This window comes from Palaeococcus ferrophilus DSM 13482 (assembly GCF_000966265.1).
Classification (GTDB): Archaea; Methanobacteriota_B; Thermococci; order Thermococcales; family Thermococcaceae; genus Palaeococcus; species Palaeococcus ferrophilus.
The window spans coordinates 86,880-107,121 of the sequence record NZ_LANF01000004.1 but is presented as its reverse complement, the minus strand read 5'-3'; the positions used below and the strand labels follow the sequence as shown (position 1 = coordinate 107,121).

General features: G+C 54.1%; 24 protein-coding genes. 7 read left to right on the top strand and 17 right to left on the bottom strand.

All coding sequences use genetic code 11. The features are described from left to right. The gene (locus tag PFER_RS00655) at positions 1 to 339 is read right to left on the bottom strand and encodes a hypothetical protein (protein ID WP_048147830.1); all 339 of its coding nucleotides are present in this window, start codon (positions 337 to 339) and stop codon (positions 1 to 3) included. A gap of 12 nt (positions 340 to 351) precedes the next feature. Beyond that, entirely contained in the window at positions 352 to 909 is a 558-nt protein-coding gene (locus tag PFER_RS00650; RefSeq protein ID WP_052696150.1) for a molybdopterin-dependent oxidoreductase, read from the bottom strand. Between the two features lie 122 nt (positions 910 to 1,031). Between PFER_RS00650 and PFER_RS00645 the strand changes: the two genes are divergently transcribed. The 3 genes from PFER_RS00645 (at position 1,032) to PFER_RS00635 (ending at position 2,942) form a co-directional block, all read left to right on the top strand. Then, positions 1,032 to 1,652: a DOMON domain-containing protein gene (locus PFER_RS00645; protein ID WP_048147829.1), complete on the top strand. Its 621-nt coding sequence runs from the start codon at positions 1,032 to 1,034 to the stop codon at positions 1,650 to 1,652. A gap of 5 nt (positions 1,653 to 1,657) precedes the next feature. Continuing rightward, on the top strand, positions 1,658 to 2,008 hold the full coding sequence (locus PFER_RS00640; RefSeq protein WP_048147828.1) for a hypothetical protein: 351 nt from the start codon (positions 1,658 to 1,660) through the stop codon (positions 2,006 to 2,008). A gap of 121 nt (positions 2,009 to 2,129) precedes the next feature. After that, entirely contained in the window at positions 2,130 to 2,942 is an 813-nt protein-coding gene (locus tag PFER_RS00635; RefSeq protein WP_048147886.1) for a mechanosensitive ion channel family protein, read from the top strand. Positions 2,943 to 2,955: 13 nt separating this feature from the next. Here the strand turns inward: PFER_RS00635 and PFER_RS00630 are convergent, their stop codons facing one another. Both PFER_RS00630 and PFER_RS00625 read right to left on the bottom strand, forming a co-directional pair. Beyond that, the gene (locus tag PFER_RS00630) at positions 2,956 to 5,172 is read right to left on the bottom strand and encodes a hypothetical protein (protein ID WP_157254971.1); all 2,217 of its coding nucleotides are present in this window, start codon (positions 5,170 to 5,172) and stop codon (positions 2,956 to 2,958) included. Positions 5,173 to 5,447: 275 nt separating this feature from the next. Further along, complete coding sequence (locus tag PFER_RS00625) at positions 5,448 to 5,984, bottom strand: GNAT family N-acetyltransferase (protein ID WP_048147826.1); 537 nt, start codon at positions 5,982 to 5,984, stop codon at positions 5,448 to 5,450. A 56-nt stretch (positions 5,985 to 6,040) separates the two neighbouring features. Here PFER_RS00625 and PFER_RS00620 point away from each other — a divergent pair, with 56 nt between their 5' ends. Then, positions 6,041 to 6,517 carry a ferritin family protein gene (locus tag PFER_RS00620; RefSeq protein WP_048147825.1) on the top strand — a complete coding sequence of 159 codons (477 nt, stop codon included), beginning with the start codon at positions 6,041 to 6,043 and terminating at the stop codon, positions 6,515 to 6,517. 12 nt (positions 6,518 to 6,529) lie between these two features. Here the strand turns inward: PFER_RS00620 and PFER_RS00615 are convergent, their stop codons facing one another. Continuing rightward, entirely contained in the window at positions 6,530 to 6,907 is a 378-nt protein-coding gene (locus PFER_RS00615) for a Fur family transcriptional regulator (protein WP_048147824.1), read from the bottom strand. A gap of 105 nt (positions 6,908 to 7,012) precedes the next feature. On the opposite strand from PFER_RS00615, the gene dps reads away from it, so the two are divergent. From dps to PFER_RS00600, 3 genes are all read left to right on the top strand, one after another. Further along, a complete protein-coding gene (gene dps, locus PFER_RS00610; RefSeq protein WP_048147823.1) occupies positions 7,013 to 7,564 on the top strand; it encodes a DNA protection during starvation protein in 552 nt (183 codons plus the stop codon). Between the two features lie 66 nt (positions 7,565 to 7,630). After that, the gene (locus PFER_RS11795) at positions 7,631 to 8,668 is read left to right on the top strand and encodes an encapsulin (protein ID WP_052696149.1); all 1,038 of its coding nucleotides are present in this window, start codon (positions 7,631 to 7,633) and stop codon (positions 8,666 to 8,668) included. 138 nt (positions 8,669 to 8,806) lie between these two features. Beyond that, a complete protein-coding gene (locus tag PFER_RS00600; RefSeq protein WP_048147822.1) occupies positions 8,807 to 9,250 on the top strand; it encodes a ferritin family protein in 444 nt (147 codons plus the stop codon). 43 nt (positions 9,251 to 9,293) lie between these two features. On the opposite strand, the gene PFER_RS00595 is transcribed toward PFER_RS00600, so the two are convergent. The 12 genes from PFER_RS00595 to PFER_RS00540 all read right to left on the bottom strand — a co-directional run bounded on the left by PFER_RS00595 (position 9,294) and on the right by PFER_RS00540 (position 20,233). Then, positions 9,294 to 10,085, bottom strand: coding sequence for a glycine betaine ABC transporter substrate-binding protein (locus tag PFER_RS00595; protein ID WP_048147821.1), 792 nt, complete (start codon positions 10,083 to 10,085; stop codon positions 9,294 to 9,296). Between the two features lies 1 nt (position 10,086). Next, positions 10,087 to 10,704, bottom strand: a complete 618-nt coding sequence (locus tag PFER_RS00590; protein ID WP_048147820.1) for an ABC transporter permease — start codon at positions 10,702 to 10,704, stop codon at positions 10,087 to 10,089. Beyond that, on the bottom strand, positions 10,691 to 11,320 hold the full coding sequence (locus PFER_RS00585) for an ABC transporter permease (RefSeq protein ID WP_048147819.1): 630 nt from the start codon (positions 11,318 to 11,320) through the stop codon (positions 10,691 to 10,693). Before PFER_RS00585 ends, PFER_RS00590 begins: the two co-directional genes overlap by 14 nt. 9 nt (positions 11,321 to 11,329) lie before the next feature. Next, entirely contained in the window at positions 11,330 to 12,430 is a 1,101-nt protein-coding gene (locus PFER_RS00580) for an ABC transporter ATP-binding protein (protein WP_245612373.1), read from the bottom strand. Positions 12,431 to 12,449: 19 nt separating this feature from the next. Then, positions 12,450 to 13,352, bottom strand: a complete 903-nt coding sequence (locus PFER_RS00575; protein WP_048147817.1) for a glycine betaine ABC transporter substrate-binding protein — start codon at positions 13,350 to 13,352, stop codon at positions 12,450 to 12,452. Between the two features lie 125 nt (positions 13,353 to 13,477). After that, positions 13,478 to 14,002, bottom strand: a complete 525-nt coding sequence (locus PFER_RS00570) for a ferritin family protein (RefSeq protein WP_048147816.1) — start codon at positions 14,000 to 14,002, stop codon at positions 13,478 to 13,480. Positions 14,003 to 14,056: 54 nt separating this feature from the next. Continuing rightward, on the bottom strand, positions 14,057 to 15,157 hold the full coding sequence (locus PFER_RS00565; protein WP_342666361.1) for an NAD(P)/FAD-dependent oxidoreductase: 1,101 nt from the start codon (positions 15,155 to 15,157) through the stop codon (positions 14,057 to 14,059). A gap of 1 nt (position 15,158) precedes the next feature. Further along, positions 15,159 to 15,704, bottom strand: coding sequence for a ferritin-like domain-containing protein (locus PFER_RS00560; RefSeq protein WP_048147814.1), 546 nt, complete (start codon positions 15,702 to 15,704; stop codon positions 15,159 to 15,161). Positions 15,705 to 15,780: 76 nt separating this feature from the next. Continuing rightward, the gene (locus PFER_RS00555) at positions 15,781 to 17,010 is read right to left on the bottom strand and encodes an FprA family A-type flavoprotein (protein WP_048147813.1); all 1,230 of its coding nucleotides are present in this window, start codon (positions 17,008 to 17,010) and stop codon (positions 15,781 to 15,783) included. Positions 17,011 to 17,124: 114 nt separating this feature from the next. Further along, positions 17,125 to 17,571, bottom strand: a complete 447-nt coding sequence (locus PFER_RS00550) for a peroxiredoxin (RefSeq protein ID WP_048147812.1) — start codon at positions 17,569 to 17,571, stop codon at positions 17,125 to 17,127. Between the two features lie 68 nt (positions 17,572 to 17,639). Then, positions 17,640 to 18,524 carry a thiamine pyrophosphate-dependent enzyme gene (locus PFER_RS00545; RefSeq protein ID WP_048147811.1) on the bottom strand — a complete coding sequence of 295 codons (885 nt, stop codon included), beginning with the start codon at positions 18,522 to 18,524 and terminating at the stop codon, positions 17,640 to 17,642. Continuing rightward, on the bottom strand, positions 18,521 to 20,233 hold the full coding sequence (locus PFER_RS00540) for a 2-oxoacid:acceptor oxidoreductase subunit alpha (RefSeq protein WP_048147810.1): 1,713 nt from the start codon (positions 20,231 to 20,233) through the stop codon (positions 18,521 to 18,523). Before PFER_RS00540 ends, PFER_RS00545 begins: the two co-directional genes overlap by 4 nt. Positions 20,234 to 20,242 lie beyond the last annotated feature (9 nt).

Here is a 20,242-nt window from a genome sequence, read left to right as displayed (position 1 = left end):
TCACCTCCCAAGCTCGCCGTTGAGGGCCACCCACGCCACGTACACAAGAAACGCCAGCGTGGAGTACTCCACAAAAGCCCTTACCCGCTCATTCTTCACCCGTCTGGCCAGGAAAAGCTCCGTTCCTGCATAGCTGTGGGCCAGAAAGAGGAGAACAATGCTCAGCCTGAAGAAGCGCCCAAGGTGCAGCGTGCTCGCCCTCGTGAAGTCAATGAAGAGGGACGCCCTCTGCGCCGCTTCACTCGTCAGAGCGTATCCGCTCACCACCATGAGGCCCGTTATGAGGAGCAGCGGAAAGGACGTCCATTCGACGAGTTTTAACGCGCTCTTCAGGTTCATCACCTCACCCCCTCACCGAGCTCCTCGATGTAGGCATCGTCTGGGTAGCCGGCGCTCTCCCACGTCCCGAGGAAGTTGTAGTTGACGAGCTCTATTTTTGTGGATGTACTTTATCCATTTGTAGCCCCACCTTCCTGGGACGACAAGTCTGGGGCTTATCGGTTCACCGTTGAAGGAGTATGCCACTATTATGTCATCGTCCCGCATGACACTCGCGAGGTAAAGGTCGGTGGTGTAGCCGTCGCTCGCGTAGAGGGCGACCTTTGATGCACCCCCCGTGGGACCGGCCTTCTCAATTAGCACCTTTAACGGAACCCCCGCCCACGTGCCGTTTTTTCTCGGCCTCTTGGGGTTGTCCACGCAGTAAAGGTCGGCCGTAACGTTCTTTGAGGGGAGTGTCATGAGTTCGTCGTAGGTCATGTTGTAGGGTCTCTCGACGAGACCTGTTACCTCTATGGAGGGCTCTCCCTCTTCCGGCCCAGGAGGTTGGGACGTGTTTTTTCTCCCTCCAAGGTGCACCGCCCCTGCCAGAAGGGCAATTAAGATGAATGCAAACAGCAACTTGCGCATAATACCACTTCAATCCCATGTTGGCTTAAAAATATAAAAGACATTCTGGGCAATATTGGTCAATTTGGGGGAAATCATAACGTATATGAGTACAAAGGACAGAATATACAGCGGGTGTTATCATGAAGAGAATTTTGGGCGTGACCCTCTTGGTGCTGGCCATATTTGTGAGTGGATGCATCGGTGGTGGGGAAACAACGACATCCCCCGCTCAAACAGAGGGCTCCACAACTCCGCAGCTCTCGCTCGGGGAGTGGAATGCAGATGGCGTCATCGGGGAGAACGAGTACGCCCACGGGCTCTCCCTGGCGGATGGAAAGCTCACCATTTACTGGCGGAACGGCGATACCTACCTCTACATGGCCCTCAAGGGGCAGACGAGCGGATGGGTGGCCATAGGTTTTGAGCCCACCGACAAGATGAAAGATGCCGACATGGTCTTTGGGTGGGTTCAGGACGGGAATACCGTCGTGATTGATGCCTACTCCACCGGAACCTACGGACCCCATCCACCGGATGAGAAGCTCGGGGGGAGCAATGATATCCTTGAGTATGCCGGGAAAGAGGAGAATGGTTACACCGTGATAGAGTTCAAGAGGAAGCTCAACACCGGCGACCAGTACGATAAAGCATTCACACCCGGCCAGAAGGTTGGTTTTATCTTCGCAATGGCCGATGCCGACGACTTCACAACCAAGCACAACATAGCGAGGGGTTATGGAGAGTTACAGCTCGACGGGTGATTTTGATGGAACCGTTCCAGATACACGCAGTGGTGCAGACCACCGCACTCCTTTTCTTTCTCCTGGGAATTTACTACGCGAGGAGGCATAAACGAAGGTGGCATCATTTCTTCATTTATTCCGCCGTGGGGCTGCTCACCATCGGTGTTGCCTACATGCTCTACACAGTCGGCGGCGTTCCCTCCTTACACGGAAAATTTGGGCTTTTTGTGTACTTCTACGTTCTCCTTACGGCGCTCAGCGGCAGAGCTTTTCTGGCCAGAAAACTTCGGAGGAATCAGCACAAAGTTATTGCCATCGTGGCTATTCTCCTCCTGGTACTTCAGGTGCTTTACGGACTCTCGCTCCTCGGATAATTTTACGTCACTTCCGCATTTATGTTTGCCAAATTGTTATGTAACTCACCAGTGAAAAAGCCAAACGTTAAATACTTCAAAGACAAACTAAAAAAGTAAAAATTTGTAAGGAGATGGTATGATGATGGCACTCGATGCCACACTCCCCTATGTGAATATAACACCAGTGCAGGTCATAACAGCACTGGTTGTTCTCGCCGTTGGCTGGATTACTGTGAAAATTGTTGTTGGGGCTTTTAAGAGGGGTCTCAAGAAGACGAAACTCCCGGAGCTGGTGGTCGAGTTCCTTGGAAGGTTTTTGAGCGCCCTGCTCTACGTTGCGGTGATACTCCTTGCCGTCAGGGCCCTGGGTATGGCCGTAGGCTCGGTGGTGCTGGGCCTCTCGGCAGTTATTGGTCTGGTCTTGGGCTTTGGAATGCAGGACACCCTCACAAACCTCGCCGCGGGAGTGTGGATCGCGGCGCTCAGGCCCTTTGACAAGGGGGAGGTCATCAGCGTAAGCGGCCAGACGGGGATGGTCGAGGCTGTTGGTGTTATGTCAACCTCGCTCATAACCCCCGACAACGTCCTTATCATGATTCCAAACAGACTCGTCTGGGGAAGTCCTATAATCAACTACACCAGAATGCCCGTAAGGCGGGTTGACGTTGACATAGGTGTAGCCTACGGCACCGATCTCGACAGGGCCGTGAAGATAGCCATGGACGTTATGAAGAACCACCCGCTCGTTCTCGACGACCCGGCACCGAGCGTGGCAATAACCGCCCTAGCGGACTCGTCAATAAACCTTCAGCTCAGGCCATGGGCGAAGACCCCGGACTACTGGACGGTAAAAGGGGAGATAACGAAGGCCATATACGACGCCTACAACAGGGAGGGCATAGAGATACCCTTCCCGCAGATGGACGTTCACGTAAGGGAAATGCCCCGGTGAATTCCTACATCTTTCACTTGTGCTTGTCTTCCTCGTTTATGGTTATTGAGGGTGCTTCCAGTACGAGGATACTCTCCACTCTGGATATCTCTGACCTTAAGTTGAACCTGCCATCAGCTCCAATCAGCTTTATGAAGAGCACCATGCTCTCTTCGCCCGTAGCAAGGTCTCTGAGGGTCAGAACCTCGATGATAAGCCTGTCCAAGCTGTGCTCTCCCAAACTCAAGGGTATCTCCATGATGTACTCTGGGATTCCGTTCTTAACCCCGCCCCCGCCGGTTATTATGACGAAGGGTATCTGGCCTTCATCTGACGTCCCGTAGTCGGGGTGGGAAAGCCTCTCCCCAACGGCGGAGGGGACGGGCAGCTTTGCTATATCGTTTCCCTCGATAGGCTCCCCTGTGAAGGAATTTTCCATATGGAAGGGACTCAGCGTTCTCGTCAGGAACGGACTGTAGGGGCCGGGATACGCTGTGGTTTCGTTTACCGTCAGCGGGAAGCCCCAAGCTGTGCTGTTTGATTCTCCATCAATCCCATCGATTTTTATGAACATGTCTATCGCAGATTCCGGATCAAGGACGTCTCTCATCTTCACGGAAGCATGGAATGTATCCGCGGACTCATTAAGGCCTTTGATGTCCACACTAACCCTATCCACGTAGGGTTTTCCCTTGTATTCTTCGTTTATGGTCATTCTCATGGCAGTCATGTTGCCTCCTCCCACGAAAACGTCCACCTCTTCCAGCGGAATGCGCTCCACTTTTGGAACATCAACCGAACTTTCGGGACTTACGCGGAGAAGAACCGGAGAGCTGCATTTTTCTTTTATGTTGAGGATTACGTCTCCATTTTCGTCCGTCTCAACCAGCCAGCAGCCGACCTTTGCCACCTCGGGAGTTCCACCCATAACGGCCAAAAAGAAGTCCCTTGACACCGGATTGACGGTGATGTCCTTCCGGATATCGCTTCCCTGCAATGCTGCCTCGCCAATTATCTCTCCAGTTTCGGCATCCACCATTGCGAGACCAAAGCCCATTGTGGTTACCTTGTACTCTCCAGGAGGAATTCCAATGGCCTTCGAATAGCCCTTTGCCCCCGGGATTTCCCGCTGTATCTCGACAAACTCCTCCGAGCTGAGTTCCCTGGCTTCGCTGTAGTTTCCTACCACCAGCAGCGTGCCGTTAACGGGGTAGCTGCATGGGATGAAGGGGTTGTAGGGGGTTATCGTTATGACGTTGTCTCCGGTCAGTATCTCGTCGTGAGGGAGGTTGGCTCCAATGCACCCAACGCCATCGATCGCGTACACTCCCGGGCCGAGCTTAACTCCCTGTGGCTCTCCGTAGGGGATTTCGCTGATGAGAGAACCTCTCCTTACCTCTTTCACCACTATATTGCCCTGTGGAAGCGCCCTGTTCACCGCTTTGGCAAGCTCGGAACCGGCCTTAAACTTCACGACCTTGAGTGGGGGAACCACGATTCTGAAGGAGTTTTGGGGAGCGATTTTCCACCCTTGGCTTGGGTCTCCGGTATCTGCAAACCTCAGACCGCTCGCAGGGTGGTATATCTCGATGGAGACAATTTCCTTGCCCTCAACTGCCTTTAGGGTATTCTGGGCCATCTCTCTTGCTGAGACCCTCTTTCCATCCACCAAAAAAATCCCGTCCTCGTTGTAGAACTCGTTAATGGCTTCTCCTCCCTTTACCCCGTTCCAGTAGGTTCTTTCAATTGCTGCTGTTATAAGGGCGTTTCTCAGGGTTACCATCTGGGCAAAGCGAATAATGTATGCATCGGAGAGGTATTCAAGCTTCTTGGTCTTGTTATCTTCGTTTTCGGCAAGTCTCATAAGCCTGTGAAATTCTTCCTCTTTTGGTGATGCTCTCACGAGGGTAACGTTTGAAAAGAGCCTCATTGCCTGCTTCTCTCCGCTACCGAAAACACTGTCAATTAGCCCCACTGCCTCCTCAAGCTCCTTTAGCTTTACATCAATCTGAGCATCTTGCTTTGGAGTTGTGGTAGTAGGTGATGTTGTTTCCGTTTGAGTTTCCGTTGATGGATATGTGTCGGTGATGGTCTCTGTTTTGGTTTCTGTCTCGGTTTCCGTTTTCGTTACTGTTTCTGTTGGCCTGCTGGCCGTTTCTGTATTAACACCTTGGTTTATGCACGCGGAGATGAACGCACTGAGAAGTACTACGACCAGAAGCAGAGCAAAACCTACAAACCTACTTCTCATCTCATACACCACCTTTTTCGCATGGCGACGAAACTCGTCAAAAAACCGTGGATTATATAGGGAATTATGTGCCCCAGGTATAAAACAGTTTTTATTTAACATTTGGACAAAACGTGAGCTAAACAGTTTAACAAAAGAAAGGATTCAGCAGGGGGTCTATAAAAAGTGGAAAACTTCCGGGCAGGCAGCTGACAAGGCCATATGCAGGTTCAGAGGAAGAGGCTGTGGGGGTGGAAGGTAAAACTAGGGTGTAGCACGTTCTTTTCGATTTTTCCCTATTGTCCCTCCCCGAACCTCAACACCACGAACTCCCGGTAGTCCATGACCTTTGCAAAGCCCTTCTTTAGATAATATGAATAAGCCTCAAGGTTCGGGAAGGTCACTATGTACGCTTCCTTTCCGAGCCCCTTCAGCCTCTCGATGGCGAAGTTCAAAAGCTTCGACCCGTAGCCCTTCCCCTTGTGGGCCGGCTCCACCATGAAGAACTCTATGAGGCCCGTTTTTTCACCCTTTATCTCCTCCGGCACCCACCATACGTCCTTGCCCTCAAGATTGTAGACGAGAGCTATAACGCCCAGAATTTTCCCACCTTCGTCCCTCAGAACGTAGAGCTCGTCGAATTCCTCCCCAAGACGGAACTGGAGGAAGGGTTCGTACACTTTCCTGAAGCCATCGAAGTCATCGGTTGAGGGCTTCTCCTTCACCCATTCGAGCGCGGGATACGCCCCGTCGGTGCCCTGGTAAACACGGAAGACGAACTTTACGAGCTCATCCTTTAGAGCGAGAGGCCTCTCCACCCTTTCAATCCTCATTCCTGTCCACCATAAGGTTATTAGGTTTGAGGCCCTAAAATCCTATTGGTGATACCATGAACGAACTTGAGGCTTTGGCCCTGGCCCTGGAGGTTGAGAAGGCCGAGCTGAGGTTTTATATAGAGCTCGCAAAGAAGACCAAGGACGAGCGGGCAAAGAGGATGTTTCTCTTCCTTGCTGGGGAGGAGGCCGAGCACTGGGACATCTTTGAGGAAAAATTCGCCGAGAAGCTCGTGGATAAGTGCGAGCTCCCCGCGGTGAACACGGAGATGCTGGAGGAGCTGTCCCCCAAGTACAGCGGAGAGCTGAGCGAAGTTGATGCCGTGAAGATAGGCATGGAGCAGGAGAAGCGCACGTGGGAGTTCTATGAGAAGGCGGCAAAGGAAGCGGAGCACGAAAGTATTAGGAGAACCTTCGAGGAGCTGGCCAAGGTAGAAAAGGCCCATTACGAGCTCCTGAAGGCCCAGTACGACTCCATCATGAAGACGGGCATATGGATGGACTACCAGGACTTCAGCCTTGAGGTGGAGTAATGCCTTTTCTTTTCATTCAATGAGCACGTTAACCAACTTCACCTCTCTCCCCAGCTTCTTCTTCAGTGTCTCAATGATCTCTGGGTCTTCGATGTCAACAACTCTGTCCTTTGTGATAAGGTTTATGTGGGGCTTCGTGTTGATTTCGACCCTCGTCTCACCCTCAACGGAGAAAAGTTCAACGAGACCGAGCTCTTTCAGCGTCATAAGGTTGGAGTAAAGCGTCGAGAAACTCACGGTGGGGAACTCCTCCCTTATCCTCTCAAGGAGGTGGCTCATGGAGGGGTGCTCCTCCCCAATCCAGCCAAGGACCTCTATCAGTTTCAACCGTTGGGGGGTCAGTTTGTATCCCCTTTTCTTGAGCAGTTCAATGGCTTTTTCTTTCCACATGTTTGGATGTGGGGCTCTTTCATTTATAAGCCTTTCTAATTAGAAATAATTTCTAAATAGAAAAGTTTATTAAATAGAAGCCACAACTAAAATCTGGTGAATCCTATGTCGGAACACAACAGGAGGCTCGTCGAGAGGGCGGGCATAGATGTGGAGAAGCTTCTGGAGATGCTGTTGAGGGCGGCGGCAGCGGAGTTTACGACCTATTATTACTACACCGTTCTGAGAAACCACGCGGCCGGTCTAGAAGGCGAGACGATAAAGGAGATAGTTGAGGACGCTCGTCTTGAAGACAGGAACCACTTCGAGGCCCTCGTTCCGAGGATATACGAACTCGGCGGGGAACTCCCAAGGGACATCGTGGACTTCTCGAAGATGGCCTGGTGCCACGATGCCTACCTTCCTGAGGAGCCGACCGTTGAGAGCATCCTTAAGGTTCTCCTTGAGGCGGAGCGCTGTGCCGTGGGAGTCTACACGGAGATATGCAACTACACCCTCGGCAAGGACCCAAGGACGTACGACCTCGCCCTGGCCATCCTCCACGAGGAGATAGAGCACGAGGCCTGGTTCGAGGAGCTCCTGACCGGGAAGCCGAGCGGCCACTTCAGGAGAAGCAAACCCGGGGAAAGCCCATATGTCTCAAAGTTCCTGAGGTGATACCCCTCTACATTTTTGATGAAAAAACGTTATTTAGGAAGAATGAGACCTTATGGTGGTGGTTCCATGCTGGGGTTAAACCCTGTTTCGATATCTAGAGAAAAACCCCTCTCCAAGGAAGAGATAGCACAGGCTCTCCGCTGGGCCATTGAGGCAGAACTTGACGCCATAAATTTCTACGAGCAGTTTGCGCAGTTTATAGAGGACGAGAAGCTTAAGACAGTTTTCTTGGATGTTGCCAGGGAGGAAAAAGCCCATGTGGGCGAGTTCATGGCACTGCTCCTTCACCTCGACTCAGAGCAGGTGGGGGAGCTTAAGGACGGTTTTGAAGAGGTAGAGGAGATGACCGGGATCAAGACTGAACTCTCCCCTGGAGACCCCGAGGCACAGGCCTCAGACTACATGAAGGTTCTCAAGGAGGCCCTCATGGGGGCCGTTGAAAGGGGAAGGGTTCTTTACAACGCACTACCCAGAACGAAGATGCTTGGCCTGCAGTCCTATAGGGTTGATGTGATAGAGCAGAAGGACGGCGTCAGGGTAGTAAAACAGGAGTACAGGCCGATACCACTCCTCACGAAGAAGTTCTACGTTGGTCTCAGGGAGCTCAGTGACGGCTCATTCGACCCTGCAGTTGCCGTCAAGGCGGGGGAGCTCCTCGTTAAGGATGAGGAAGCACTGATAGTGAATGAACTTCTCTCGGCAGGGGCCAAGAAGGTTCCGCTCACAGATTGGGTGACAACTGAGGAGGCACTGGACAACCTGATGGGGGCACTCCAAACTGCCGGAGAATCTTCTTCCGGGCCTTTCGCCCTTGTGATCAACCCCAAACGGTATGCAAAGCTGCTCAGAGTCCATGAGCAGGGAGGGAAAATGCTGATTGAAGTCCTAAACAAGGTGTTCCGTGGAGGGATCTTTGTAACGCCCAACGTGGACGAGAACAAGGTAATAGTTTTCGCAAACACTCCGGCGGTCCTTGATATCGTCATTGGACAGGGGGTGGACCTTAAGGAGCTTGGGCCGGAGGGAGAGGAGGTCGCCTTCTTGGCAAGTGAGGCCCTTGCCCTAAGGGTCAAAGATCCGAGTGCCGTCGTTGTCCTTGGGTGACCTTTTATTCACCCCTCCCCTGCGTTTTCTGTTTTTGTTACTCTGTTTTTCATATCCCCCGTGTTCTGGTGGCACACCGGTGATTTATGCAAAAAGGGTTATATATTTCGAACACCAAACGTATAACCGGTGATGTCCATGAGTGAACCTCTTGTTAAAAAGGCCTATGAAACCGAGAAGGAGGCCGCCTCCAGTTACACCGATGGCCTCGGAAGGCTCCGCGGGCAGGGGCTCAGGTATACCGGCGTTGAGAAGGTCGTGGCCAGGATAGCCGTTGACACTATAATACACAAACACTTAATGAAGGCCATCCTAGATGCCCAGAAGGAAATAGAAAAACTTGGTGGTGAGGGTCCTGTTGAGGAGGTCAAGGAGATAGAGCTCTCCACGGAGCAGAAACTGCTCGTCAAGCGCTTCGCGGAGATGCACTTAGACATTGAGAAGGACATGATAGAAACTTACCAGAAGATGGCCGAGAATATGACCCACCCGCTCTTCAAGGGGCTCGCTGAGGCGCTCGTGAAGAACGAGCAGGAGCACCACAGGCTCCTGGCGGAGCTCATCGCGAAGTACAAGGAGTAACTCCCTCCCCCTGAAGAGAGCTTTCAGAGAGAAAAAGTAACACTCACAAAGGCACCTTTAGGAACTCCCTGGCTGCATCTTCCCCATTTTTCCCTTCGAACTCGACCAGATGGTTGGCCCGCCTAATTCTCTCCGTTGTTATTTTCCCTTCTAACCCCCTGAGGACGATTTTGGCCTCTTTTGGGAGGTTCTTTGCAACAATTATTGCCTCGTAGGGCGGCAGGGCCTTTTTATCGTCCTCAAGGAGGTAAACGGGATAGTGATCCACTCTGGGGTCGGTGGTAAAGGCCGTTATCACATCAGTCCTGCCCTCCACGAGAGCGGTGTACATTTCATCGGGCATCATCGGTCTGACTTCCTTGAACTCCAGGCCATAGACCGCCCTGAGCCTTGGCAGGCCGTCGGGCCTCTCGACGTAAGGGCCGGGGCATGCGAAGACAAGGTTTTTCGAGATTCTCGTGAGATCGCTTATGCTTCTGAGCCCTTCCCTCTCCGCCAGCTCTTTCTTTACCGCGAGTGCGAAGTCGTTCCTGAAGCCGAGCCTCGAGATTATTTCTATGTCCTTCTCCCTGAACCCTTCCTTAACCGCCTCAAACACGCTCTCCGCGTTCCACTCTTCCATGGGAGGAAGCTTGAGAAGGGCGTTGTATGCCGTTCCGGTGTACTCGACGTAGAGGTCTATCTCCCCCCTGTCAAGGGCCTCGAGGTTTGCCTCCAGCTTTGGTTCGCTCACCCTGACTTCGTACTCAAACCCCGCCCTCCGGAGGAGCTTTCCAATTATGTGGGCGAGGATTATCTGCTCGTTGAAGGGTTTTGCCCCCACAACAACCTTCACATCACACACCTCCTATGCCTTCCGGAGTGAAGCGCCTCTCCAGATAGGAGAAGCTCAGGTCAATGAACACCGCCATCAATATGGCCGGGATTGAGCCGGCGAGGATTTTATCCGTGTTGAAACTCGCCAGGCCTTCAAAGACCAGACTCCCCAGTCCCCCGGAGCCGATTATAGCTGTCAATATCGCTATCGAGTTGGCCAGAACCGCCGCGAACTTTATTCCCGCGAACATTGCCGGATAGGCGTGGGGGAACCGGACGTGCCTTACTATCTGCCACTCGGTAAGACCGATTCCCCGGGCAGCCTCAACCATCGCCTCATCCACATCGCTCAGGCCAACGTAGGTGTTCTTGACTATTGGGAGAAGCGCCCTGAGGAATATAGCAAAGACGGCGGGAGTGAAGCCGATCCCGAGGAGGGGAACCACTATGGCAACAACCGCGAAGCTAGGTATGGCCTGCACGAGGTTGGCGAAGCCGGTTATAAACGATGCCAGCCTTTTGCTCCTGAGTGAGAGTATAGCTAGAGGTATTCCCACCGCTATGCTGAGAAAAAGCGAGGCGTATGTCAAAACGAGGTGCTCGCCAAAGGCCCCCAGAACCCTCTCAACGCCTACCATAACGACCCCTCAGGTATTTCTCAACCATCGCGGCGACCCCGTCGAGGATGAGAGCCAAAACCCCAACCCACAGGCCGGTGACGATTATTATGTTCCTGTTGTAGAGGTGTATGCCCGTCTGGAGCGGTGCCCCGAGCCCGCCGGCCGCTATAAGGCCGCCGAGGGTAACGACGCCCATGGTAAAAACGACGGCTATCCTTATTCCCGCGGCTATGAGCGGCAAAGCCAGAGGGAGGCGCACCCTCAAGAGAATCTCCCGCTCGTTGAGGCCTATCGCCTCGGCCACCTCAATGTAGCTCCTCTCAACGCTCGTCAGCCCGGTGTAGGTGTTCCTCGCTATGGGGAGGATGGAGTAGATGACCGAGGCCGCTATCGTCGGCTTCTCCCCGAGGCCGAGAAGGGGAAGGAGGAGGACGAGGAGCGCGAGCGTTGGCACCGTCTCCAGGATGTTTAGGACGTTGAATGCAAGGGGTGCTAACTTTGGCCGCCTGTAGAGGTAGAGACCGAGGAGAACGCCGATAATGATTGATAAGGCCAGGGCTATCCCGAACATGCGGAGGTGCTCAAGCGTCCTTTGGGTGAGATTCTGGCTCTCCCAGACCCAGAGAATATCCATGGGAACACCTCACACAAGCCTCAGCAGGGCTTCGCTGGCGAGCAAAACGCCCACCGGCCTCTCCCCCTCCACCACGAGCGCCATGAACTCTCCTTTGCCCTTCATCTCCGAGAGTGCCGAGGCGAGGGAATCGTCCGGTAAAAGCGTCAAAGGTTTGTCAATCGCCTCCTCAAGGGTTCCCGCTTTGAGGAGTGAACTTAGAGTCACCGTTCCAATAAGGGCACCGTTTTTTGTCAGAACCGCGAACTCACGGTCGTTCTCCCTCATCCATCTCAGAACGGCTTCAACGTTCTCCGCTTCGGTTATGTAGGGGCCAACGTCTATCATTATGTCCCTTACCTTCAGCGTGTCAAGGTGTTTGAACTTCTTGTCCGCGTTGACTAACTTAGCGACGAACTCATCGGCCGGGTTCAGAACGAGCTCATCGGGATAGCCAACCTGAACGAGCCTTCCGTTCCTCATTATCGCTATTCTATCCCCAAGCCTGAAGGCCTCCTCTATGTCGTGGGTAACGAATATTATCGTCCTCCCGAGGGTCTCCTTTATCCTCGCGAACTCCTCCTGGAGCTGCTTTCTCAAAATGGGGTCCAAAGCCCCAAAAGGCTCGTCCATGAGGAGGAGGGGAGGGTTTAAAGCCAAGGCCCTTGCGAGGCCTACCCTCTGCTGCTGGCCGCCGGAGAGCTGGTGGGGGTACCTCTCCGAGAACTCCCGCGGGAGGGCTACCAAGTCCAAAAGCTCGCCGACCCGCTTTTCTATTTCTTCCTCACCCCAGCCCTCGAGTCTCATCAGGAGGGAGATGTTCTCTTTAACGGTCATGTGCGGGAAGAGGCCTATCTGCTGGATGACGTAGCCGATGCTCCGCCTCAGCTTAACAACGTCAAACTCCCTGACGTTTCGTCCGTTGATAAAAATATCGCCCTCGTCGGGCTCCACGAGGCGGTTTACGGTCCTCAGAAGGGTGGTTTTTCCCGAGCCGCTCGGCCCTATGAGTATAAGAAGCTCCCCGCCGATAACCTCGAGGTCAACGTGGTCAACGGCCACAAAGCTTCCATAGCGCTTCGTGACGCCCCTGAGCTCAATACTATCAATCCTGTTGAAGAGCATCCCCATCACCAAAATAAAAAGGAAGTCAGCCCTTGATGAGACCCTTTTCGATTAAAAACTCCCTCGCTATGTCCCTCGCGTCCTTCTTCTCCACGTCGTACTGGTAGTTTAGAGCGCGCATCGTGTCCGTGTCAATGAGCCCCTCGAGCTTCTTGAGAACCTCAACGACCTCAGGATGCTGGTCAGCGAAGTCCTTCCGGATCAGTATTACCGCGTCGTAGGGCGGAAGGGCCCCTTTGTCGTCCTCCAGGATTTTCAGCCCGAAGAGGTCAACCCTCGCATCGGTGGTGTAGGCGGAGATGGCATCAACCTCGCCGTTCTTTATTGCCGTGTACATGAGCGTCGGCTCCATCTGCTTGACCTCTCCAAAGGTGAAGCCGTAGACCTCCTTTATCCTGGGCAGACCGTCGGGCCTCGTCGCGAACTCTGGGTCTGTCCCCAGGGTCATCTTCGAGGCGTAGGGTGCTAGGTCGCTCAGCGTTTTCAGGTTGTTTTTCTCCGCGAAGTCCTTCTTTACGGCTATCGCGTAGTCATCGCGGAAGCCAAGCTTTACGAGGGTTAATATTCCATCGCGCTTGAGGAGCTCCTCCTTACTCTTCTCGTAGACGTAGTCGGGGTCCCACTTCGCAGGGGGTTCGAGCTTGAGGATGTTGTTGTATGCCGTTCCGGTGTACTCGACGTATAGCGTTATCTGGCCCCGCTTTAGCGCCTCGTAGTTGACGAGGGTTCCGCCGAGGCCTTCCTTGACCTCAGCCTTGAAGCCGTTTTCCTCGAGGAGGAGGGCTATCATGTGGGCAACTATGTACTGCTCGTTGAAGGGCTTTGAGCCGATAACGATGGTGGGGACTCCTTCATTCTGGCTTATACAGCCGCTCACAAAGGCGAGAGCCATTATTAAAGTCAACAAAACCGCACCAAACTTACGCATCCTCAAACACCACCTTAATTTGTTCAGATACCCTAATAAGGTTTTCGAAAAGGATGATTTAGGTGTGAATTCCAAACTTGCCTTCCTGATTTTCTGAATCAGAAAAAGAAAGTGGTGTGAAGCCCTCACGGCCCCATGTGCATCATCTGGCTGTACATCTCCCAGTCGAGGAGGAGCTCGTACTCGGCTTTTAGGGTGTAGTAATGCCCCCTCTCCATGTCGCTGAGGTAGCGCATGAGCCTCTTTCTGTCCTCCGTCTCGACCATACTCTCTATCTCCTCGTAGAAGGCCGCGGCTATCTCCTCCGCCTTCATAGCCCAGCGGATGAGGTCTATGAGGTCTTGGGCACCGTGAAGCTCCTTGGCAACGGGCTTTAGCTCCGGCCCTATGTGCTCCTTTGGGAAGACGATCTCCTTCCCGGGGAACATCGAGGCGTAGACCCTTCTCAGCAGGGCCTCGTGCTTGCCCTCCTCCTTTGCAAGCCATTCTATCTTGTCCTTAAGGGTTTCCACTTCAATCCTCTCGGCGAGGCTCTCGTAGAACTCCCTGGCACCTATCTCGGCCTTGATGGCCATTCCAAGGAGCTCCTCAAGCGAGAAGTCCTTTATCTTTTCGAGGGGAAGCCCCTCGACAACTTCTTCCGGAACCATACCAAACCCCCCAATACATAATTGCTTCATATCTATATTAACGTTTGGCACTTCTCAGAGTTCCCGGAGGGAAACTCCTTCCTTTATCCTCCTCTCGAGGGAAAACGCCTTCCGGGCATCCCCTATTATCACCGCGCCGGTTACCCTTTCGCCCTCCGTGAAGACCTTAACGCCCTCCTCCAGCCAGTGGCCCTCCCCACGTGTGTTTCCGATTATTGCCAGCGGAAGGTCCCCGAACTTGAAGAGGGTTGAACGGAATTCAAAGTCGTAGCGATCCTCTTTTCCGAGGAGCAGGTTCGCCAGAACCCTCGCATGGGCCGCGGCCCCCTTCGCCGTCCCGCAGATTATTCCGTTGTACTCCGCGCAGTCCCCTATGGCATAGACGTCCTTCGCTGACGTTCTGAAGCCCTCGTCTATTAGAATCCCCCTCCCGACGTGGATTCCGCTCTTCCTTGCGATTTCCACGTTGGGAACTATGCCTATCGCGCACACCTTCGGCTTTCCGGGGATGTAGCCCTTGGTTGTGGTAATCCCCTCCGCGTCTGCCTTTAAGAGGTCGGCGTTCAGGTGGAAGGTCACCCCCGCCTCCTCGAGTCTTCCCTTTATCATGCCGCTCAGCTCTTCGTCGAGGTGGAGGAGGGTTCCACTCCGGTGAACGAGATGCACATCGTAACCGGCTTTCGCGAGGTTCCCGGCGAGCTCAAGGCCTATGAAGCCTCCCCCGATTATCACCGCCCCGCCCTCTTCCTCAATGGCGGCTTTGATTTTCTCGGCGTCCCAAATTGTTCTGAGTGTGAGGATGTGCTCCCTCCCCTCCACCGTTGGCTCCCTCGGTTTTGCCCCCGTGGCGAGAACGAGGACGTCGTAGGATACCTCGCCCCCATCGGTCAGGAGAACTTTTCTGGCCCGGTCAATGAGCTTTGCCTCGATTCCAAGGCGCAGGTCAATACCCTTCTTCTCGTACCAGTCCAGACCGTGGGGAAAGAGCTTTTCCCGCCTCACAAATCCGGCTATGTAGTGGCTTAACATCGGCTTGGTGTAGTGGGGAAGGGTTTCCCTATCCACCACCGTGACGTCCCACTCCCCCGCGAGCCGGCCCGCGAGCTCAACTCCCCCGGGTCCATCCCCCACGATTACTACCCTCAACCTATCCACCTCATAACCTTCCTCTCGGGTTGATGTACATCTCAAGCTGGCTGTTGATGTAGTCAACGGGGGCCTCCACGTAGTCAGGCTCGCCCTCTCTCAGCCCCTCGAGGTATTCCCTGTGGCTCTTTATGGATGCGTAGTGAGCCTCTTCCTGGGCCGCGAGGAGCAGGAGAATGCCTCTGTGGTCGGGCAGGGCCTCGGCGAGGTGGGTGTAAATTCTCTCTGCGGTCTTCTCGTTGAGGAGTGCGACCTCCATGGCCTCAATGAGGTTGGCGACAGTCTCGACCTCCACGGCTCTCTCGGCGAGGGGAATGCCCTCGGGGACGCTGTAGTTGGTATCCCCAAAGAGCTTTTCATGGAGGGTCAGAAGGATTTTCCTGTGGCTCTCCTCTGCTCTGGCGAGGTCTCTAAAAAAGTCGCCCAAGAGTTCCCCGAGTTTGGATGAGAGGCTCTCGTAGAACTCCCTGGCCCCTTCCTCCGAGGCGATGGCGTAGCCCAGAATCTCCTTCGGGGAGAGCTTTGAGACCCGCTCAACGATATCCTTCTCGTTCATAAAGACATCACCATAGATAATCTCTCCTTCAAACTATTTAAGGGTTGATAAAATGCAAAATAAACGACTGAGAGACTCAGGAAATCCACTGGATGAGTTTCCTAACACCCTCCCTAAGCTTCTCTTCGTCTTCCTCGGACATCATCCCCCTGCTCTCGACTGTGTCCACGAGGTCGAACTTGCTCCTTGATATGAGCGTTTCAATCTTCTTGCCGGCAACGCCACCCCATCCAAAGGCCCCCACAACCAGAACCGGCTTCTCGTAGTTGGCCTTGTCGAGTATCTCGAAGAGCGTGTAGCGCACCCTCGGGTGGATGTCCGCCTCGTAGGTTGAGGCACCTATCACCAGCGCCTCGCTGTCCGGAACCTCCCCCAGGATGTCGCTGACGGCCGGTGCTTCTTTGTCCGTGAAGCGGTAGACAACGGGCTTCTTGGAGTGCTTCTTGAGCTCGTCTATGATGACCTCCATCCTCTTCTCAACGAAGCCGTACATGGAGTCGTATATCACGAGAACCTTGTCCTTTGTGGGTGTCCCGGCCCCAACGCGCTCGTAGTGCTCAAATATTCTCAGGGGATCCTTTCTCCAAACCAGTCCGTGTCCAGGGAGGATCATCCTGGCGCTTTCAACTATCCCCAAGCTCTTCAGCTTGTTTATGTTCTGGACTATGTACTTGTGGTAGTGCCCGATGACGGTAACGATGTACTTGGTGACGTGGGGAAGGTACTTTTCAACTACCTCCTCATCGCTGTCGTCTATCGTTTCGGGAATTCCGTAGCCGCCGCCCGCATCGCAGCCGAAGATGAACTTGTCCTCCACCACGTAGGTTATCATTGTGTCCGGCCAGTGAAGCCATGGAACTGCTATGAAGCGGAACGTCCTACCGCCGATTTTCATCTCCTCGCCGTCTTTGACCGTATAGAAGTTCTCCACGACCTTCTCCCCGTAGAATCCTTCGAGGAACCTCTTCGCAAAGTTTGTCCCAATCAGCTGGGCCCTGTAGCCGTTCTCCTCAAGGAGCTTCGGAAGCGTGCCTGTGTGGTCCGGCTCCGTATGGTGCACCACGATGTGGGTTATCTCCTTCGGGTCAACGACCTTCCTGAGGCCTTCCATGAAGAGGTCGGTGTACTCCTTCTTGCTGACATCGAAGAGAACCACGGCACCGTCGAGCTTCATAATGTAGGCGTTGTATGTTATCCCCTCCGGGATGTCCCAGGTGGCCTCGAAGTAGCCTATGCGGTCATCGTCCACCCTAATTATGTACAGCTCCGGTTCGGAGCATATCTTTTCGACTCGTACCTTCGGCATTTTCATCACCGAACCTATTTGGTGCGGGAACATAAAAAAGCTTTCTCTAAACCAAAGGTTGTGGACGAAGTTGTTTCATTCCTTCCCCGGCGTATCAACATTTTAAAAAGAAAATCACTCGAGGAACCCGAAAATCTCCTCCAAGTCAGGGAGCTCGCTTATCGGGTAGACCTTGAGGAAGGCTACCTTCCCCTCCCCGTCCACCAGTACGTTTGCCCTCTCGGAGAAGCCCCCGTCCTCTCTGAAGAGGCCGTAGAGCTTTGCCACGGCTCCATGCGGCCAGAAGTCGCTCAGAATCCTCAGCTTCTTCAGCCCCATGTGCTCGGCCCATGCCTTCTTGCTCGGCACTGGGTCAACGCTTATCCCGACCGGGACGACGTTCAGCTCCTCAAAGCGCTCGTAGTTCTCCTCCAAGGCCTTCATCTGCTTCTCGCAGACCGAAGTCCATGCCAGTGGATGGAATGATAGGAGAACCTTCTTCCCCCGGAAGTCGCTGAGCTTGAACTCCTCACCGTTCTGGTCCTTGAGGACGAAATCCGGCGCCTTTTCACCAACTTTCATGCGATCACACTCCAAATTGGTTTTCAATTGCAGAAACAAAGTGAAAGAAGAAAACCTCCTAAGGCCCCTCAGAGCTTCTTCTCCTCGAAGAACTTCTCCACGAGGTCGTGTTTGGGCCCGCGCTTCCAGAGGGGGGTCTTGTCCTTCCTGTATGCAGGAACCATCTCCTCGAAGGTAGGCTTCTCGTTGATGTAGAATACCCCGAGCGGGATCGGGTCACTCTCGATTGCCCTCCTGAAGGCAGCCTCTCTGTCGTAGGGGTCGTGGTCGTCCATCCAGTAGGTGTGCTCCCTGTACCATGCGTAGGTGTTAACCTTGTTGAAGCTCACACACGGGTGGAGAATGTCCACTATTGCCAGGCCTTTGTGCTGGATGGCCTTCTTGATTATCTCAACGCTCTCCTTGAAGTAGCCCATAAAGGTTCTCGCGACGAAGGAAGCGTCCAGGGCTATTGCCAGGGCGAGAGGATTAAACGGCTCCTCAAACACTCCCCACGGCTGGGTCGGGGTCTTCATTCCCTTCATGGTCGTCGGCGAGGCCTGTCCCTTGGTAAGGCCGTAAACCTGGTTGTCGTGGATTAGAACCGTTATGTCCGGGTTCCTCCTTATCGCGTGGAGCAGGTGGTTTCCACCCTCGGCATACATATCGCCGTCTCCACCCTCCGCTATAACCGTAAGCTCTGGGTTTGAGGCCTTTACGCCGGTTGCTATCGGTATCGAGCGCCCGTGGAGCGTGTGATAGCCGTTGGCGTTGATGTAGTGGGGCATCTTTGCGGCCTGTCCGATGCCGCTGATGACCGCTACCTGGTTGGGCCTTAGGTTGAGCTCTGTTAGGGCCGAGATAAGTATGTTCCTTATGCCGAAGTTGCCGCATCCCGGGCACCAGGCGACGTCTTCACTCCCCGGCCTCTTCGGCTCGAAGAGCTCCCTCCCCGTTGGAAGCTGAACGTTCATTCTATCACCCCCTTGAGGCCCTCAAGAACCTCTTCAACCGAGAACGGCCTCCCGTCGTACTTCAGAATCCTGTGATGGACACCAATTCCAAACTCCTTCCTGAGAAGCTCCGCGAACTGGCCGGTGATGTTGTTCTCCACGTCAATGAGAACCTTACCCTCGAAGAACTCCTTTACCTTCGGGTTGAGCGGGTAGACCCAGCTGAAGTGGAGCAACGCTACATCTTCCCTCCCGAGCTTCTCAAAGGCCTCCTCAACGACGTGGAGCGTTGAACCCCACGCTATGACGAGGTATTTGGCGTTCTCGCTTCCTATCAGCTTCGGCAGTGGGGCGTCCCTCTTTATCGTCTCGAGCTTCTTAATGGCCCTCTTCTCCTGCATCTTTATCGTGAGCTCGGCATCTTCGGTTATGTCTCCCCACTCGTCGTGCTCGTTACCGTTTGCAATCACGACCTCCTCACCGTAGCCAGGGAGAGCCCTCGGCGAGATTCCGTCCTCGGTGAGCTCGTACCTCCTATAGCCTGGCTTCGCCTCCACTATGTGGCGCTCGAACTTGACCTTCTCAACGTCCGGAGCCGGAAGGTTGTAGTAGGTGTCAACGAAGTATTGATCCGTGAGTATTATCACGGGAACCTGGTACCTGTCCGCCAAGTTGAAGGCCTCCGCCGTGAGATAGAACGCCTCCTCAAGGCTACCCGGGGCAAGGATTATCCTCGGGAAGTCGCCGTGACCCGCGTAGAGCACAAGGTTCAAATCACCCTGCATCGTTCTCGTCGGCAGACCTGTGGCCGGTCCTGGCCTCTGGGCGAGATGGACCACCACCGGGTTCTCAGCCATTCCGGCTAAGCTTATCGCCTCGCTCATTAATGCGAAGCCGCCCCCAGAGGTGCTCACCATCGCCCTCGCTCCAGCGTACCACGCCCCGAGTGCCATGTTTATGGCTGAAATCTCGTCCTCAACCTGCTCAACCACTATCTCGAAGTCCTCCGCGTGCTGGGCGGCAAAGGTGGAGACTCCCGTTGATGGACTCATCGGGTAGAAGCTCAGGAAGTTCATGCCGCCGGCAAGAGCGCCTATTCCCACCGCCTCGGTTCCGGTGAGGAGAACCTCTTCCCCAACGCTCTCGTCCTTCTGGACTTCAACCCCGATGGTTCCTTCCTCGCAGAGCTTAACGCCCAGCTCGTAACCCTTCTTGGCGGCTTCAATGTTCTTCTGGACGACGTTCTCGCCCTTGCTTCCAAAGCGCTTCCTTATGTACTCCTCGACAGCATCAAAGTCGCCGTGGAAGAGGCCGACTATTAGGCCGGCCGCAGTCGTGTTGAGGTAGAGCTGACTGCCGACTTCCATGGCCATCTTGGTGAGCGGGACTTCAACGAGGTTGACCTTGTCCAAAAACTCCTCCTCGACGTTTTCCTTCTCCCCGAGGACAACGGTATTCTCGCCGAGCCTCTCCTTCACCCAGGTTAGGGTGCCCTTCTTGAACGGCACGAGTATGTCTATCCTCTTCACGAAGGCCCTGACGCGCCTCGAAGAAACGCGTATCTCCGTGGTGTTTATTCCGCCCCTGACGCGGGACATGTACTCCTTGTTTGCGTAGACGTGGTAGCCGGACTTCTTGAGGGCATAGGTGAGGATTCCCTCGACCGTCTGGATGCCCTGTCCTGCGGCACCACCCAAAACTATAGAAACGTCTTCCCTAAACTCCACCATGCGACATCA